This is a genomic window from Terriglobia bacterium (genome assembly GCA_020072565.1).
Taxonomy (GTDB): domain Bacteria; phylum Acidobacteriota; class UBA6911; order UBA6911; family UBA6911; genus JAFNAG01.
In genome coordinates this window covers 1-16,848 of record JAIQGI010000080.1, presented here as the reverse complement: position 1 = coordinate 16,848, position 16,848 = coordinate 1, and the positions used below count along the sequence as shown (strand labels likewise).

Genomic DNA, 16,848 nt, shown 5'->3' with positions numbered 1-16,848 from the left:
TCGTTTGAGCATAATCGTGGTCGGCCCGCCCTTCAACAACGGAACAAGGAACCATCTCGAAAAATTGCACTCCCGGCTCTGGACAATGCTGGGGAATGCTCTGCACCCAAAATCGGGTGCAGACCAACTATAAGGGCCGCCAGCTCATAGGCCCGGCCGTAAGGCCGGGACACGGGTATGGCTGAAGAATCGAGCACCGAGGGCGCGGCACTCAATCAAAAACATATCTCGGATCAGATTCGATTCCGTGGCGATCAAACAGATCAAGGAGTTCTTCCTGAAAACCCCGTCGTTTGTGATACTCTCGTGCACGATCAATTGCACATCCAGGGAGGCCACCAGGTCAGCTGGCTGGTGGATGGGGTGACAGTCCCGAACACCGACATCGCTGGCAACGTCGGTCCCCAGATTGATCCCAAAGATATCGACTCTCTCGAGACCCAACGCGGCGGATACTCTGCCGAGTGCGCGCAGGGCTCACGGTGTTGGGACAGCAATCCATGACTGCTTTTCATTCATGAATGATCGGGTTTATGAATTGGTGACAGCCACCCGCGCAGGTCCTCTGGCATAGCCACAAAGATATTTTGGTTATGGAACACGATCTTGTCGAAATTTGCTTGCTACAGAGAAGTCCTCAATATAGAAATACTCGTTCGATTTGTGAAATCCATGAAAATCAAATTCCATCGTGTTATATCGACTTTGGAACAGGGGCCCGCCCCACGCTGGGTGGTCGTTGGGGCCGGATCTCTGGTGGGGGCTTATTTTATCTACTTCACCACCCATGTCTTCCAAAGCTGGCTGCTTTGGGACGACTTCTTTAATACGCACTACTACTGGTCACGTCCCGTGAGTGCGCTGATCAAGGGCAATCTGATTTTCTTCAGCGATTACTACCGCCCGTTGGGTGGCATCTTCTTCCTGGGCTTATACAAAGTATTTGGCATCAACGCGATGGCTACCCACCTTGCCGTGCTCGCGATTCTCCTGATCGACCTTTTCATACTTTACGGGATTGCATTTGCACTTTCCGATGCGCGCGAGATCGGATTTTTCTGTGCGCTGCTCGGCGCCTACCATTTTCACCTTCGTGACTTGTACTTCCAGGGGGGCATGGTGTATGACTCCCTTGCATTCCTCTTCTTTTTCTCTTGTCTTTGGTGGTATGTCCGGATTCGCAAGTCCGGTCAAACCGCCAGCTGGACCCAAATCGGCGGCCTGCTGGCACTGTTCATCTGCGCCTTGAATGCCAAGGAAATCTCAGTTTGTCTGCCGCTGCTGATCATTTCCTATGAATTGCTCTACCACCCTCTGCGCAGATGGACTCCGAGGGCAATCCTGACCTGGAGTGTCACAGAGGGCCGGTTTGCGCTGGTGGCAGGAATTTCCGCTGTGATGTACGCTGTCGGGAAGTCGATAGGACCGGAAGCGCTTAGCAACAACCCCGTTTTCCGGCCCCACCTCTCACTGGCGACCTATCTTGGAAACTACGGCAGCCACATCACAGGACTTTTTTACGGTGCGTTTCAAGTGCGTGCCGTTGGGGCGGGAGTGATTCTTGGGGGCATGCTGTTGGTCGCGATTGTGGTGCGGAGCCGGATGCTGGCCTTCTCGGCCTTGCTGGCAATTCTTGGTTTCCTCCCCGTAGGTTTCATCGAACTTCGCAACGGCTACGCGATATACGTGCCGTTTGGAGGCTGGGTAATGTATGTCGCGACGCTGACGGTCAGATTGCGGGATCTGGTGGTGCAGGCTCTTTCCGTCCTGGTGGCGAAGTTACACGTTACCGTGTGGCCCGGCTTGCGGGTGATAAAGCCGGTTCCGATTCTGATTTGCTTCGCGTGGTTTGTCGTCCCGCAGAACTACCGCGGTATTGAAATGATCGGAGAGGGACTCCGTGCCGACGAATATGGATTGCATACCAGCTATCAACAGCTCTCGCAAATCGGGCACAAGCTTCGGCCGGGGGCCAACGTGTTGCTTATTCGGGACAGTTCACCGGTTTCGGCGCCCGCCATCACATTTCTGATTCGTCTGTTCTATGGCGATAAGAGGCTTCAGGCCGTTCGGGCAAAAGAGTTCTGCGCGAGGAGAGAGTCGGTTCCCCTGAGGCAATACGATCTTGTTCTTGATTATGAACAAGGCCGCTATATCGATCTCACGTCACACTGGACCGCCGCGGACATGGCCGGCATCTGCAAGCAACCCGATGAGTACATCGATCAACAGGGGAAGGTCGTCCGGCTCATGCGCCGATAGCCCGGCGGGACGCCGACGAACGCAGACGAACACCGACAGTTTTGATCTTGTCGGCGTGCAGGAGTTTTTGCCGTCCTGCTTGCCCGGCCAATGCTCCTGCTCGCCGACCAAAACCGAACGGTCAGCGTCGGTCAGCGTTTTTCCGCGTCCAAAACTGCATTTTGGTCGCATATTCATGAATAATCCGCGGCCTACAGGACTACCGGCTTTCCGGAAGGCGGCGCGGGCGGCTCCGCCATGCGAGACCCGCAATGGGGGCAAAAACGGGCGCCGACCGCCGTCGGCCGGCCGCAGGATGGGCATTGAGCCTGGACCGCCTGGCCGCAATGCCGGCAGAAGGCTTCGCCAACCGGGAAGGCTTGACCGCAGGCCGGACACATGCTCTGAATCGGGTGGCGTACGATCAGGTAAGCGATCAGGCCCAGGAAATAGGGGATCAAGGTAGCCACGAGCGCCCAAAGCAGGGGCTCCATCCCGCGCCGCTTCGCGTCATGGTAGACAATCACACCGATCCCGATCCAGACGAAGATTACGAGCAGCGCCATTGAGCCGATCAATCCGACCACCAGCGCCGCCAACAACGTAAAATCCCTGCTGTGGATCAGCGGCTGGCCGGCCGAAGCCAGCACCAGGATGGCTATCAGCGCCGCCGCCGACAACAGGTAGATGCGAAACAGCGAGAGAAGCTTTTCCTTAACCATGAGATACCTCCCGAAGTCCGTTGCCGTGACGGTGACGGCGCAGAAGCACGACGAGGCAGAGCCCGCCCGCCACCGCCCCGATGGTCCAGACCGCGACGAAGCTGAGCGTCCACATCAGCACGCTGGATCCGAAGATTCTCGACAGCGTGAGATCAACCAGATACACCTGAACCACGAAATACATCAGCATCGCCATGACGATTGCAGGAGCCAGCAGCAGCCCAAATTTGAGATCTCCGGAACCGGCGGATCCGGCGATCGCCGCCAGGCAACGGTGCTTGAGCGCCGGGCCATAAAGGGATTCCCGGGCAAAAAGCAGCGGCGCAGTCCGCAGACCATCCGCATAAAGCCGGCAGGCCCTGCAGGTTTGCAGATGCGCCTCAACGCGGGCCGGCACGCGGTCCTCCAGTGCAGCCGAAGCCGCCAGAGTCAGCAGGATGTTTTGAACCTCACGGCATGCGCGGTCAGTCTCAAGCATGCGCCGCTCCTTTCATGTACCGATACCGGTGCCCGAGCTGGTCCAGTGCTCGCGCCAGACGGCTCTTGACAGTGCCCAGGGGCAAACGGCAGTGTTCGGCAATCTCTTCATAGCTCAGGTCCCGGTAGAATCGCAGCCAGATCATTTCGCGCAATACCGGATCGAGCCCGGTGAGCAGGGCCTCGGCCAAATCCTGCGCCATCATGCCCTCGCGAAAATCGCCCGGAGCGGCGATCTCGATCGCCGGATCTCCCCGATTTGCCGCCCCGATTCCCAACTGGCTTTTCCAGCGCAGAAGCCGGAGCCGGTCATATGCCAGGTTTCTGGCGATGCGGAAGAGCCACGGGGAAAAGCTCCGGGCCGTGTCGTAGCCGTCGATGCGTTCCATGACCCGGACCCAGGTGTCCTGGAAGACGTCTTCGGCGAGATCGCGCTTGCCGGTGAGGGCCAGAAGATAACTCATCAGAGCGGCTCCGAAATGATCCATCAGTGCGCCCAGATTGCGACGCTCCCCCGCTTTGAGCTGGGCCAGGATCTCCTTTTCCTCGATCTCCCGGTAGAGTCCGGCCGAATCCGTTTGCTCCGAGCGGGTCATCGTGTCCTCGCACTTCACTTACGCAGCAGGGCCAGCCTTTGTTCTCGCAAAACTTGCGTCACCATTATGCGATTGCTTCGAAAATAGACAAATCGGTATCGGGATCGGAATCGGGATCGCAATCGCTATCGCAATCGGAACTATTAGCCGGCAAAAGCTGATAGCGACCGCGATAGCGACTGCGATACCGATTCCGATACCGACGTTCGCCGACCGGATAACATGAGCTTGTCATGCGTCGCAGGGTGCGCCCCAGGTGCATGAGGGGCTGCTTCGAAAAAAGATGTTCTGAGAGCATCGTAATCAATGTAGAAAGTCCAGCCACAGGCAGGATCCCTGTGATGCAAAAACCATTAAAGCCGGATTTTAGTGCGTGCTAAACCCACGGCCTCTGGCCGGGCGAGCCGTGGGTTACTGCCAGCCCTGCAGGGGCGGCCGCAGTTTACAGCCCAGGCCGCACAAGGCCTGGGATTGGACCCCACCCAAGGATGAGCTGACAGGGCGACACAGAAAAAGCGGGTGAGCTGCATCGCCCTTACAGGGCTCCCTTTTTGCGATCGCCTGGACCCAGGGCTTGCGCCCTGGGCTGTTCGCTGCGGTCGCCCCTGGCGGGGCTGGGTGAGGGAGCTGCAGTCGCCCCTTCGATTGTGCGACATGGTGCGTACCACAACCTGTTAGGGGGAGCGACGTGTTGCACAATCACAGGTTGCGCAAATCTTGACTGCGCAGCAGCCACAATTGCGTAACCTGGGGGGCTGGGTGAGGGAGCTGCAGTCGCCCCTTCGATTGTGCGACATGGTGCGTACCACAACCTGTTAGGGGGAGCGACGTGTTGCACAATTGCACGCGATTGTATTGCCGCTCCAGGTTCAGCAAGCCGGCGGCACCGCGCACCGGATGCCGCCCTACTCTTGGCGTAAGGTTCTCATTGGCTCTATCCGGCTCGCGCGACGGGCCGGTACAAAACTGGCGAACAGCGCCGCAACGACAAGTACGGAAATCATCATGACGAAAGTCAGCGGCTCCGTGGTCCTAACCCCGGGCACCAGGTGTTCCAGCAAGCGGCCTGCTGCCAAGGCGACCGATATGCCCACACCGACGCCGATGAAAATCATGCTAAGGCTCTGCCGGAGCACAAGCCACATGACATCGCCGGCGGTAGCCCCGAGTGCCATGCGTACACCGATTTCCGGCACGCGCTCGCCGGTCAAGTACGCCAGCACACCATAAATGCCGATGCACGCCAGCAGCAGAGCCAGCCCGGCGAATATGCCGAACAACAGCAAAAGGAAGCGTTGCCGGGCGAGGGAATCGCTCACGAGCTGTTCCATGGTGCGAACTTCATAGAGGGCTTGGTCGCCTGTGGCTCCACCGGTAGCTCCGCGTAGTTCCCTCCGCAGTGGTACGACCACATTCAACGGCGCGATGCTGGTCCGGACGGCAACCGACATGAGTTCGGACCAACGCCGCAGAAGTGGGTCCGCCACCTGGGCGAAAGGATAATAGAACTGTGCGCGCACTTGCGCCTGATCGTCGCCGGCGAGCCCCCAATGCCGGACATGGCCGACCACACCCACCACCCGGACCGGGTCGGGGACCTGGGTGTCCGACGAGAAAGGGCTGGCCGTGGCTGGGATCCAGAGGCGCTTCCCGACCGGATCCTGTCCGCGGAAAGCGTGTTGTGCCAAAACGTCATCAATCACCACGACGGGTTCATTGCCTTGCCGATCGTGGTCGTTGAAGAATCGCCCTTTGAGCAGCGGGATACCCATGACCTTCAGATAATCCGGCGTCACGCTCGTCGCCAACGCTATGGGCTGCTCGTTCGGCGGTGGCACAGCCGGGGTGGTCCAGTAGCCGAGCTGGTTGTTGCCTTGGCGCATCGGCACGGTATCGACCGCCGCAACGGACTCCACTCCCGGTACCAGGCGAGCGCGCTCCAGAACGTCCTGCCAGGCCGCGCGAATCCGCGCCGGGTCTGCCAGCACGCTGGGTGAAAGCGCCATCCGGGTGACCAGCACGTTCCGGAAGTCAACGCCTGGATTAAGGGATGAGAGCCGCAGGAGCGTGCGTCCGAGCATCCCGGCAGCGACCAACAACACGACCGCCAGGGCGAATTCGGATACGACAAAAACACTGTGCAGGCGGCGCGAACGCCCCGCAACCGTCCGCGCTCCGGCACGGAGGGCCTGTTCGACGTTGCGGGCGGGAGCGCGCAAGGCCGGCGCCAGTCCGAAAAGAAGTCCACTCAAGAGGGAAGCGGCGATGGCGAAGAGCAGCACATGCCAGTCGAGGTGGATCTCTTCAGCGCGCGGCAAACTGCCCGGCCAAAACACCACAAACGGCCGCATCCCGATGGCTGCGATCAAAAGGCCGAGCGCGCCACCGGAAAGCGCCAGCACCGCGCTCTCGGTCAGGCATTGGCGCACCAGCCGGCTCCGGCCCGCCCCGAGCGCCACGCGCATGGCCAGCTCACGCTCGCGTGAAACCGCGCGCGCCAGCAACAAACTCGCCACGTTGGCACACGCAATCAGCAACACCAGGCTGACCGCGCCCAGGAGCAACCAGAGCGTGGACCGGACATCTCCGACCTGCGGACGAAGCGGCTGAGCTATGAAGCTGCGGCCTGCATTGGATTTCGGGTACTGCTTAGCCAGATGGCGGCCGATCAGCGCCAGCTCCGTCTGTGCCTGGACCAGCGTCATGCCGGGTTGGAGGCGCGCAAGAACACTGATGCCGGGATGCCTGTCGCGATTCTGCATACTCGGTGAAGTGTCTTGACCGAGCGGTGTAAACACATCCACCTCGTCTCCGTTCAAACGGAAACCCGCGGGCGCGATGCCGACAACGGTGTAGGGCTTTCCGTCAAAAACAAGCGGCGAACCGACCGCTCCGGGGCTTCCGGCGAGGCGGCGCTGCCACAAACCGTGGCTCACGATGATCACGGGCGCTGCGCCGGGCCGGTCTTCTTCGGGCAGGAAGGCGCGCCCTCTTGAGAGATGAATACCCAGGACGGAGAACATTTCAGCCGAGATCTGAAAGCCGTCAACATACTCGGCTTCCCCGGACTCGCTTACGATGCCTCCCCTGTAGCGCAACGCCGCCATGGCCAGGGAGCGGCTCTCACCTCTGCAATCAAGAAAGTTAGGATAGGCAAATGCCCACAGATTGCCCCAAATTGGACTGCTGACCTTTTCCGTCTGTTCATTTAGGATAACCAGACTGTCGGGTTCCAGGTAAGGCAGCGGTTTCAGCAGCACACCATTGACGACGGTGAACATGACGGTCGTCGCTCCGATGCCAAGGGCAAGTGTCAACAGGGCGACAGCCGCAAATCCCGGCTTCTGCCGCAGGGTGCGGAGCGCATAGCGGACGTCCTGCAACAGGTCTTCCAACCAGCGCGTGCCGCGGACATCCCGGCAGCTCTCCTTGACCTGTTCCGAACCGCCGATAGCGAGGAGGGCCAGTCGCCGTGCTTCCCCGGGATCGTGGCCTTGTGAGATCAGATCGCTCGTATGCTGGTCGAGATGGAAGCGAAGCTCCTTGTCGAGCAGCTCTTCCAGTTGCTTTCGCCGCCACAGACGCTGCCACCAGGTCATCGCGTACCTCCGTCTGCCATGCCGAGGATGAGGCCGACTGCCTGGGTCAAGCGCTCCCAGCTGGCGGCTTCTACTTCAAGCTGTTTTCGCCCTTCCGGGGTCAGACGATAGAATTTTGCTTCACGCCCCGTTTCGGTCTGTTTCCAGTCCGCAGCGAGCAGTCCGCGGTTCTCGAGCCGGTGCAACGCCGGGTAGAGTGACCCTTGGGGAACCTGAACGACATCGCGCGAGACCTGTTGCAGCCGTTGCGCGATCGCGTACCCGTGTACCGGGCCGAGCGCGACGACCTTTAGAATCAGTAAGTCCAGGGTGCCTTGAGGCAGGTCGGATTTCTCTGGCATATTTATACCTCGATCTTCTACACGTATAACACACGACGTGTAGGAGTGCAAGGTATTCGTAATCGAGCAGGCCGCTCATCGGCTGCGGAATTCCGTGTACGCTGTTCCGACCTCGAGGAACATCACTTCTCAGATGGAATGGCAGAGAACGGCCACAGAGGACCCCCCGCTACTTAGTAGACGGGGGCGCGGCCACCGTCATGCCATGACGCCTGAAGATATCCGTCATCTTCGCGCGGTCGGGCGGGCCGCTGCCGGCGGCACCGATCACCTCGGCAGCTTCGCGGAAGTACGCGGGGCCCATTATTGCAGGGGTGATGACGGCGAGCTGTTTCACATTCTCGCTGCCAAGGTTATCGAAGCGGTGCACCGCGCCTCGAGGGATACACAGCGCCTGCCCGGGACCAACCTCGATGGGCGTGCCGTCAACCGTCCAAGTGAGGACGCCCTCGACGCCGTAGAGGATCTCCTCGTAGGCGTCGTTCTTGTGGGCCGGCGCCGCCAGCTTCTGCCCGGCGGGGACGAGAACCTCGAACACTGATACGCCGCCGTTGGAATCATCGCCCGTGAGTAGGAACCGGATCCCTAACGGACCAATCTTGATGGTTTCTTCCGAAGGATTGACTCTGGTCGTGCGGTGTTGCATAACCGCCCCCCTTTGAGTAAAGGTAATCTACTCACACAGGGTACATATAATTTACTTTTCAGCAAGTTCCAATAGCCCTCCGACGGATTGCCATCCAGAAGAATGAGGTCGGCGATTTTGCCCTGCTCCGGCGTTCCGAGTTGGTCGCTCATCTGGGTGTAGGACGCCGTATTGGGCCCCATCATTTTGATGATGTCCTGCATTGAGAACATCGGATTGAGGGTCTTTAGCTCATGCTCCAGCCCGGCCTTCGGGTCATAGGTAGTATCGGTGCAGCAGCCCAGAATTGCGCCCGCATCCCAGGCGGACTTCTAGGGGTAGCGCGTTAACCAGGCAAATGACTGTTCATCAGCCCAATTTCCCACAAGCCGGACTGGCCGACATGCAGTTTGCGCGCGCCCGCGATCCCGCCGAGTGCTGCCGATTCAGTTACCCCCTGGCGCGCAGGGCGATTATAATGACAGCAACTTCAGGTGCTTCAGTTCGTGATGTGCGAATTGCCAATGGAGGACTTCTCCATGATCGGCAGGACCATTTCACACTACCGGATCACTGAAAAGCTGGGCCAGGGAGGAATGGGCGTCGTCTACCGTGCCGAGGACACGACCCTGGGCCGTCAGGTTGCCATTAAGGTTCTGCCCGACATCTTCGCCGGAGATCCGGAAAGACTTTCCCGATTCGAGCGGGAGGCGAAGCTGCTGGCATCGCTGAATCATCCCAATATCGCCGCCATTCATGGCCTGGACGAAGTTGGAGAAAAGCGGTTCTTGGTGCTCGAGCTGGTGGAAGGTGAGGCGCTGGCTGAGCGCATCGCCAAAGGCCCGTTGCCGGTGGACGAAGCCTTGGAGGTTTGCCGCCAAATCGCCGAGGGCCTTGAAGCCGCCCACGAAAGAGGCATCGTCCACCGCGACCTCAAACCTGCCAACGTGAAGGTCACCCCGGAAGGCAAGGTCAAGATCTTGGACTTCGGGTTGGCAAAGGCATTCCACGCGGAAACGGCGGCGGACGACATCGCGCAATCCCCGACCATCAGCGAACTGGCGACGCGAGCCGGAGCGATTCTCGGCACTGCCGCCTACATGAGTCCCGAGCAGGCTAAAGGCAAAGTGGTAGATAAGCGAACGGATATTTGGGCGTTCGGCTGCGTGCTGTACGAATGCCTGACGGGGAGGAAGGCTTTCCAAGGGGACACTGTTACCGAAACAGTGGCATCGATCCTCAAAGGCGAGCCGGACTGGAAGGCGCTTCCCTCTGTTACGCCGTGGCGGGTCAGGGACCTGTTGCACCGATGCCTTCAGAAGGACCCGGCTCTCCGGCTGCGCGACATCGGCGACGCCCGGTTCGAGATTGAAACGCCGGCGTCTTTTCTCGCCGACGCAGTGGAGGCTCCCCGGCGAGCCTCGCTTCTGTGGCTGGTTGCCGGTGCGGCGGTTGCGCTTATAGCGGGCATCCTCATCGGGCCGACGTTCATGAGCTACATTCGGCCTGCGCCCTCTCCTTCGGTGGTCTGGTCAACCATCAAGGTCGAGCCGGGTCTCCGACTGCCAGGCCAAGCCTATGATATGGAGCGTCCCGGCCGAACTGCTGTGACCATTTCCAGTGACGGCATGTTTATCGTCTACAGCGCGATCGAGGAGAATCCCGGCCCTCAGGCAAAGCCTCAGTTGTACCTGCGGAGAATGGACCAATCGGCAGCCAAGCCCATCGCCGGGACAGAAGGGGGTACCAGTCCCTTCCTGTCGCCCGACAGCCGCTGGGTGGGATTCTGGTCAGACGGCAAGTTGAAGAAGGTTCTCGTTGAAGGTGGTGTCCCGAGTGCTTTGTGCGACGCTTCAGCTCTCTATGGTGCGAATTGGGGTCGCGACAACAGCATTGTGTTTGCGGATGGAGATGTCACCGGGCTTTCAAGGGTATCGGCTGAGGGCGGGAAGCCCGAGACGTTAACCAAGCCTGACCCAAAGCGGGACGAGTGCAGCCACCGCCTGCCATCCTGGCTTCCCAATGGGAAGGCCGTGCTTTTCACCATATTGAAGTTCCCCTATGATCCGAAACCCTCACTTGCCCTGCTCCGACTCGATACCGGCGAGTGGCATGTCCTGTTTCAGGACGCGGCAGATGCCAGGTACGTTCCCACGGGGCACCTTGTTTTCCTGAGGCAGGGGACGCTCATGGCCGTGGGATTTGATCCGGCCAGGCTGGAGGTCATCGGCCAGCCGATCGCGCTCGTGGAAAACGTCATGCAGGCCTTCGGCCTATCGTATAGTTCTCATCACATTGGTGCTGGTCAGTTCGGCATCTCCGACACCGGGTCGCTCATTTATGCGCCAGGAGGCGTTCCTCCGCCCCAAAGCAACTCGCTCGTATGGGTGGATCAGAGAGGAGCAGAGCAGCCAGCCGCAGATTTGCAAGTCCCCTTCTTCGCTCCGCGTCTCTCTCCTGATGGCCAGAGAATCGCTTAGGTGACATCCGGACCAGAGTGGCAGGTCTATGTGTATGACTTGGGCAGAGGCACGAACAGTCGGCTGACCGGCGAGGGATGGACTTTCTATACGATCTGGACTCCCGACGGCAAACGGCTGCTTTTCTCATGGGGAAAATCCACGGCAGATAGCCTGTTCTGGCAACCTTACGATGGAAGCTCACCGATGGAGCGCTTGACAACAGGCGAATACGGTCAACGCCCAGGATCGTGGTATTCGAATGGGAAAACGGTCGCTTTCGTGGACTCTCACCCGGATTCGCGTTGGGACATTTCTTTGCTGGATGTCTCCTCAGGACGCGTGACGCCGTTCCTGAATTCGAAGTTCGAGGAATGGTATCCGGAATTCTCGCCCGACGGTCGCTGGATGGCCTACACATCCGATGAGTCAAATCGCCAGGAGGTTTATGTCCGGCCTTTCCCCGGTCCAGGCATGAAGCAGCAGGTATCGAGCGAAGGGGGCAGCGAGCCGCTTTGGGCAAGAGATGGCAGACAGCTTTTCTATCGACGGCCGAATCAAGTGTGGGTCGTGGATGTCCGGACAGACGGCGGCTTGGCGGCCAGCAAGCCGCGACTCCTATTTGAGAAACCCGGATACAGTTCCGGCTGGCCCATACGCACCTACGACCTGTCCCTCGACTCGCAGCGATTTCTCATGGTCAAGCGCGAACAAAATAAGCCCACGCCTGTCACCGCAATGAATCTTGTACTTAACTGGTTTGAGGAACTCAAGCGCCTCGTCCCAACGGTGAAAAAGTAAGCGCGGCTGAGTGCGCCACTTGGCAGAAAGAAACCATACCGTGGATGGATCCAGGCTTGGTGATTTGGGGATCGACCGCCGGCCGGGATCACGCAATGGACATGAGGATGGTGCGTCAGGTTTCACACATTGAGGAGGTTTTATGATTCAATATCGTATTCCCCGGGCTGGTCTATGATATCGATCCCAACCTCACCAATGTCCTGATCTCCGAGGATTGGCGGATTTGCATGATAGACTTCACGCGTGCCTTCCGCCTCAACAGGGAGATCAGGGATAAAAAGAACCTGACGCAATCGATGTGAGCGGCATCTCCTGGAACGATTGCGCACATTGGACCGCAACGAACTTGCGCGGAATACAAAATACCTCAGAACAGAATATCTCAGCAAAGGAGAGATCGACGGGGTGATGGCGCGGCGCGACAAAATTGTCGCGCTCTATGACGATCTCATCGCCAAAAAGGGCGAGAAGGCAGTGCTGTACGACGATCCCGTCGCCAAATGAGGGAAGAAGGAGGTTCACTCTGACTCCCGGCGATCCGTCCAGCCGATCCTTGCGCGAGTCAGAATTCCATCCGCGATGGCGGCGAATTTGAACCATGAAATACCTGGCGCGGCATAGCCGCAGCCAATTCGTCACCACCAAATACTCAGTGCGGTATTGTGCTTATCGCGGGAGTGAAGCCTCTGATACTCTCGCACTGATCCGGGAAGTTGCGCGGCCATCGCTTTCGGCCATATGCCTGATTAGTCGCGATACTGGAAACTTGATTTGCCCTTGGAGCCGCTGATCCAAGCCGCTCGTCACTTTGACGGTATGCGCGTTATAGGTCCAAGTGACCGGTCTTCAGTCAATTTCACAAGCCCATTTATAGCCAGCGCAACGGCTTACGGGGGCCCACAATCCTCGTGAGTGTTACTGATTGAGCTTTCTCGATCCCTGTCTTCCAAATTATAATAGCGACCATTCCGGTTGACGTCATTGCAATGGGCGTATCGCCTTTGCAGAGGCGCGCATGCCTGAGATCGGCAAGACCGTCTCGCACTACCGAATCACTGCAAAGCTGGGCCAGGGCGGCATGGGCGAGGTGTTTCTGGCCGAGGACTTGTCGCTTCATCGCAAGGTCGCCCTGAAATTTCTTCCTCTTGAAATGCAACGGGACCTCACCGCCCACAAGCGCTTCATCCGCGAAGCCCGCTCCGCCGCGGCGCTCGACCATCCCTACATCTGCCACATCAATGAAGTGGCCGAATCCGACGGCCAGGACATCATCGTTATGGAGTATGTCGAAGGCCGCTCACTCAAAGACCGGCTCGAGCAGGGGCCCTTGCCGCCGGAGGAGGCGCTGCCGATCGCAATCGAGGCGGCCGAAGCACTGGAGGAGGCGCACGGAAAGGGCATCATCCACCGCGACATCAAGCCCGCGAACATCATGCTGACGCGGACGGGTCACGCCAAGGTGATGGACTTCGGGCTGGCCAAGCAGCTGGTTCCTACGGAGGGGATGGAGAGTGCGGCGGAGACCCTCACGGCTCTGACCTCGGACGGGAGCACGGTCGGAACGCTGGCTTACATGTCGCCGGAGCAATTGCGCGCCCGGGACGCCGATGCCCGCAGCGACATCTGGGCGTTGGGCGTGACGCTGTATGAAATGGCGTCGGGCGCACGACCGTTCTATGGCGAGGGCGGGTTCGAGTTGACAGCGGCGATTTTGAGCCAGGCGCCGCGGCCGTTGCCATCCCAAGTGCCGGCAGAGCTGGGTGCGGTGATCGGGCGCTGTTTGGAGAAGGATCCCGGGAAGCGGTATCAGAAGGCGAGTGAATTGCGGGAAGCGTTGATTGCGGTGCAGGCAGGGACGGTGTCGCCGTGGGTGGGATGGCGCTACCGGCTTGCCCGCAGTCGCTGGCCGGTGATTGCGGCTGTGGTGTTGGCGCTCGTCATACTGGCGGGGATCCTGGTGGGACTGGATGTGGGCGGGCTGAGGAGCCGGATGGCGGGGAGGATGGGAATCCCAGCTCGGGCGGTCAGGCTGGCGGTGCTGCCGTTTGCGAACCTGACGGGTGATCCGGAGCAGGAACACGTGAGCGACGGGTTGACGCAGGAGATGATCGCGCAGTTGGGACGACTGCATCCGCAGAGTCTGAGCGTGATCGCGCGGACGTCGGTGATGCGCTACAAGAAGAGCGAGAAATCGATCGATCAGATCGGGCGCGAGCTTGGGGTGGACTACGTGCTGGAAGGAAGTGCCGGCCGTGAGGCCAGCCGGATCCGCATCGAGGCCGCGCTGATTCAGGTGCGGGATCAAACGCAGCTCTGGGCCGACATCTACGAGCGCGAGGCGTCGGGCATCCTGGCTTTGCAGAGCGAGGTGGCGCGGAAGGTGGCGGAGTCATTGGCACTGAAGCTGCTGCCGGCGGAACAGGCACGGCTGGCCAATGTGCGCAAGGTCAACCCCGAGGCTTACGATGCCTATCTCAAAGGCTCGATGTTGCTGAATATGCTCACCAAAGCTAGCCTTGACACGGCGGAAAGCTATTTCAAGGCGGCCCTCAAGATTGACCCCGACTATGCCGCGGCCTACGCCAAGCTCTCCTCCGTCTGGGCCAGCCGCCAACAATTTTATTTCACTCCACCCGCGGAGGCTGGGCCCAAGTCATGGGAGTTCGCGCAAAAAGCCGTCCAGTTGGACGACAACAATGCCCTCGCGCACGGTTACCTGGCCGCTAGATTCACCTATACGAAGTGGGACTGGGCAGCCGCAGAGCGAGAGTACAAGCGGTCGTTGGAGCTCGATCCCAATGAATGCCTCGGGGGATATGCTCATTTTCTGATGATCATGGGCCGAACGGAGGAGGGTTTGGCCCAGGGACGGAAAGCTGCGGACCTCGATCCGTACAATATCGCCGCCCAAGGCTTCTACGCTATCGATCTCTATTTCGCCCGGCGATATGAGGACGCCATCGTCCAAGCCCGAAAAGCCCTGGCTCTGCAAGCCGACGCGGGGGTCGCGATCGGCGCGCTCTACCTCTCCCTTCGCGAGCTGAAAAGATACGACGATGCCCATGCCATGGATAAGCAGTTTTTGGCCGCGGATTTCCCAGAGCTATGGAGTGTCGTTGAAAAGGCTTACCCGGAATCAGGATATAGCGCAGCCTGGGGCCAGGCGGCCGATGTGGATGCGAAATACTATGGCAAGGGCAGGACGGCCATGGACATTGTGGACGACTATCTCTTAGGCGGAGACAAGCAAAGTGCTATCCGCTGGCTGGGAAAAGCCTATGATGAGCACGACCCCAATCTGCCCTACGTCGCCTGTTCCCCCCAGTGGGATGCCTTGCGATCCGAACCAGGCTTCCGGGACATCCTGCGCCGCATGAACCTCCTGCACTGAGCATCCAAGGCCGGCGCACCCCCGCTTCACTTTTCGCCTTACCCGATTTGAGCCGGAGGATGGAAGACAAGCCGCGTTGTCGGTTGCGGGCCGTAGTGCAACCCGTCGCGCCTTGTCTCGTGTGTGCTGTCAGATTCTTGTTTAGATGGTTAGGACTGCATCGCCCTGAAGGCCACGATCTGGGAAGCTGCGCGCCCTCGCTCTCAGTCACCTGGATGTGATAACCAGGGAGTTGGATGACAACCATGCTGTCGCGCGTCTGATTGCATCTGGACCGAATCAGCATCAAACCTGGGCGGACTGGTGTGAGTGGACGATGGCCAGCGTCCTGCTGCGCGGCAATGCTCTTTCGGACATTGTCACGGACAGCGCCGGCGCAGTCGTGGGCCTGCGGCCGGTTCCCTGGGAGTGGGTCGAGGTCCAGCTCCTGCCGAACGGCCGGTTGGTGTACGACGTATCGGAAATAACCAGCATCTACGGCGGGACCGGAGGAACGCGGCGATTGCTCCAGGATGAAGTGTTCCATTTACGGGACCGCACGGACGATGGACTGATCGGGCGCAGCCGGCTGCAACGCGCGGCGGCCGTGGTCCAGGCGGGACTCAGCATCCAGACCTTTGCCAATTCCCTCTATGAGAATGGCGCGAATCCAAGCGGAGTGCTGGAAATCGCCGGCAAGCTGTCGGATCAGTCCTTTCAGTATCTCGTGCAGCGATTCCGCGAAGTCTACTCGGGACCGCAACACGCGGCGAAAGTCATGGTTTTGGACCAAGGGCTTACATGGAAACAAGTGTCCGTCAGTCCCGAGGATGCCGAATTCCTAGCGTCCAGGCAATTCACCGTTGAGGAGCTGGCAAGGCTGTTCAACGTCCCGCCACCGATCATCGGGGATTTGCAGTACGGGACTTTCAGCAACGTCGAAACGCTCCTGCGATGGTTCGCGCAAAACACACTGTCTCCGTGGATTCGCAAAATGGAGGCCGAATTCAGCCGGAGCGTTTTCGGCGCATCCAGAACACATCGGTTGGAAATCGACCTGTCGGGACTCATGCGCGGCGATCCGGCACAGCGGTGGGCAGCGTGGGAAATCGCCGTGAAAAATAATATTCTCACCGCAGACGAAGTGAGGCAGGAGGAGGGCTGGAATCCAAAGTCAGCGCGGCTTGATCAGGTTTAATGGACGCCACTGCGCACCCATGGATGCCTGTTTTCCCCGCAAAATTAAGTGAAATCAGGAGCAAGCGGCGATATGATTTGTACGCGATCACTGCGGGCGGGGTCCGACCCAATATCAGGATCCTCGGACAGATCTTTGAACCTTTGCGGCCAAAACTCTATCCTTAAACCTGTCGGTTTGATCTGGAGAAACACGGAATATCATGTCTGTGAAGTTCTTTATTCAGCACATTGTAGTGCCGTCTTTGTTTGGGTTTGGAACTATAGGATTACTGGCACTAAGGGCCCGCGCAAAAATAAGTACGCAATTCTGGTCGTTCATCGATCATATCAGCTCCTTTGAATTCGATCTCCAAGCTGACATTGCGATCGCCGTATAACCAAGAATGGCAAGGCCTCTCTCGGCCAATTGCTTTT

At 59.2% G+C, this 16,848-nt stretch carries 14 protein-coding genes and 1 pseudogene; 7 read left to right on the top strand and 8 right to left on the bottom strand.

What is annotated here, in order from left to right; all coding sequences use genetic code 11:
• The first annotated feature begins 177 nt into the window (after positions 1-177).
• Complete coding sequence (locus LAP85_27560; protein ID MBZ5500169.1) at positions 178-504, top strand: Plug domain-containing protein; 327 nt, start codon at positions 178-180, stop codon at positions 502-504.
• A 168-nt stretch (positions 505-672) separates the two neighbouring features.
• A complete protein-coding gene (locus LAP85_27555; protein ID MBZ5500168.1) occupies positions 673-2,262 on the top strand; it encodes a hypothetical protein in 1,590 nt (529 codons plus the stop codon).
• Between the two features lie 191 nt (positions 2,263-2,453).
• Here the strand turns inward: LAP85_27555 and LAP85_27550 are convergent, their stop codons facing one another.
• The 7 genes from LAP85_27550 to LAP85_27520 form a co-directional block, all read right to left on the bottom strand.
• The gene (locus tag LAP85_27550) at positions 2,454-2,963 is read right to left on the bottom strand and encodes a zinc ribbon domain-containing protein (protein MBZ5500167.1); all 510 of its coding nucleotides are present in this window, start codon (positions 2,961-2,963) and stop codon (positions 2,454-2,456) included.
• The gene (locus LAP85_27545) at positions 2,956-3,441 is read right to left on the bottom strand and encodes a hypothetical protein (protein ID MBZ5500166.1); all 486 of its coding nucleotides are present in this window, start codon (positions 3,439-3,441) and stop codon (positions 2,956-2,958) included. Before LAP85_27545 ends, LAP85_27550 begins: the two co-directional genes overlap by 8 nt.
• On the bottom strand, positions 3,434-4,036 hold the full coding sequence (locus tag LAP85_27540; protein ID MBZ5500165.1) for an RNA polymerase sigma factor: 603 nt from the start codon (positions 4,034-4,036) through the stop codon (positions 3,434-3,436). The genes LAP85_27545 and LAP85_27540 overlap by 8 nt, the downstream gene beginning before the upstream one ends.
• A gap of 905 nt (positions 4,037-4,941) precedes the next feature.
• Positions 4,942-7,635 carry an ABC transporter permease gene (locus LAP85_27535; GenBank protein MBZ5500164.1) on the bottom strand — a complete coding sequence of 898 codons (2,694 nt, stop codon included), beginning with the start codon at positions 7,633-7,635 and terminating at the stop codon, positions 4,942-4,944.
• Complete coding sequence (locus tag LAP85_27530) at positions 7,632-7,976, bottom strand: PadR family transcriptional regulator (protein ID MBZ5500163.1); 345 nt, start codon at positions 7,974-7,976, stop codon at positions 7,632-7,634. Before LAP85_27530 ends, LAP85_27535 begins: the two co-directional genes overlap by 4 nt.
• Before the next feature lie 169 nt (positions 7,977-8,145).
• Positions 8,146-8,622, bottom strand: a complete 477-nt coding sequence (locus tag LAP85_27525) for a cupin domain-containing protein (protein ID MBZ5500162.1) — start codon at positions 8,620-8,622, stop codon at positions 8,146-8,148.
• On the bottom strand, positions 8,562-8,909 hold the full coding sequence (locus LAP85_27520; protein MBZ5500161.1) for an amidohydrolase family protein: 348 nt from the start codon (positions 8,907-8,909) through the stop codon (positions 8,562-8,564). Before LAP85_27520 ends, LAP85_27525 begins: the two co-directional genes overlap by 61 nt.
• A 231-nt stretch (positions 8,910-9,140) precedes the next feature.
• Between LAP85_27520 and LAP85_27515 the strand changes: the two genes are divergently transcribed.
• Together LAP85_27515 and LAP85_27510 are read left to right on the top strand one after the other, a co-directional pair.
• A complete protein-coding gene (locus LAP85_27515) occupies positions 9,141-11,081 on the top strand; it encodes a serine/threonine protein kinase (GenBank protein MBZ5500160.1) in 1,941 nt (646 codons plus the stop codon).
• Positions 11,082-11,861 carry a hypothetical protein gene (locus LAP85_27510; protein ID MBZ5500159.1) on the top strand — a complete coding sequence of 260 codons (780 nt, stop codon included), beginning with the start codon at positions 11,082-11,084 and terminating at the stop codon, positions 11,859-11,861.
• A gap of 20 nt (positions 11,862-11,881) precedes the next feature.
• On the opposite strand, the pseudogene LAP85_27505 reads toward LAP85_27510, so the two are convergent.
• Positions 11,882-11,980: pseudogene (locus LAP85_27505) on the bottom strand (transposase).
• Positions 11,981-12,185: 205 nt separating this feature from the next.
• Here LAP85_27505 and LAP85_27500 point away from each other — a divergent pair.
• The 3 genes from LAP85_27500 to LAP85_27490 all read left to right on the top strand — a co-directional run bounded on the left by LAP85_27500 (position 12,186) and on the right by LAP85_27490 (position 16,432).
• Positions 12,186-12,368, top strand: coding sequence for a hypothetical protein (locus LAP85_27500; GenBank protein ID MBZ5500158.1), 183 nt, complete (start codon positions 12,186-12,188; stop codon positions 12,366-12,368).
• A 511-nt stretch (positions 12,369-12,879) separates the two neighbouring features.
• Positions 12,880-15,255: a protein kinase gene (locus tag LAP85_27495; protein MBZ5500157.1), complete on the top strand. Its 2,376-nt coding sequence runs from the start codon at positions 12,880-12,882 to the stop codon at positions 15,253-15,255.
• 187 nt (positions 15,256-15,442) lie between these two features.
• The gene (locus LAP85_27490) at positions 15,443-16,432 is read left to right on the top strand and encodes a phage portal protein (protein MBZ5500156.1); all 990 of its coding nucleotides are present in this window, start codon (positions 15,443-15,445) and stop codon (positions 16,430-16,432) included.
• Positions 16,433-16,848 lie beyond the last annotated feature (416 nt).

Bases quoted from the DNA above. Each gene is read 5' to 3' on its own strand.
- LAP85_27530 (MBZ5500163.1), bottom strand. From the start codon at position 7,976: ATGCCAGAGAAATCCGACCTGCCTCAAGGCACCCTGGACTTACTGATT.
- LAP85_27545 (MBZ5500166.1), bottom strand. From the start codon at position 3,441: ATGCTTGAGACTGACCGCGCATGCCGTGAGGTTCAAAACATCCTGCTG.
- LAP85_27535 (MBZ5500164.1), bottom strand. From the start codon at position 7,635: ATGACCTGGTGGCAGCGTCTGTGGCGGCGAAAGCAACTGGAAGAGCTG.
- LAP85_27525 (MBZ5500162.1), bottom strand. From the start codon at position 8,622: ATGCAACACCGCACGACCAGAGTCAATCCTTCGGAAGAAACCATCAAG.
- LAP85_27495 (MBZ5500157.1), top strand. From the start codon at position 12,880: ATGCCTGAGATCGGCAAGACCGTCTCGCACTACCGAATCACTGCAAAG.
- LAP85_27555 (MBZ5500168.1), top strand. From the start codon at position 673: ATGAAAATCAAATTCCATCGTGTTATATCGACTTTGGAACAGGGGCCC.
- LAP85_27540 (MBZ5500165.1), bottom strand. From the start codon at position 4,036: ATGACCCGCTCGGAGCAAACGGATTCGGCCGGACTCTACCGGGAGATC.
- LAP85_27515 (MBZ5500160.1), top strand. From the start codon at position 9,141: ATGATCGGCAGGACCATTTCACACTACCGGATCACTGAAAAGCTGGGC.
- LAP85_27560 (MBZ5500169.1), top strand. From the start codon at position 178: ATGGCTGAAGAATCGAGCACCGAGGGCGCGGCACTCAATCAAAAACAT.
- LAP85_27550 (MBZ5500167.1), bottom strand. From the start codon at position 2,963: ATGGTTAAGGAAAAGCTTCTCTCGCTGTTTCGCATCTACCTGTTGTCG.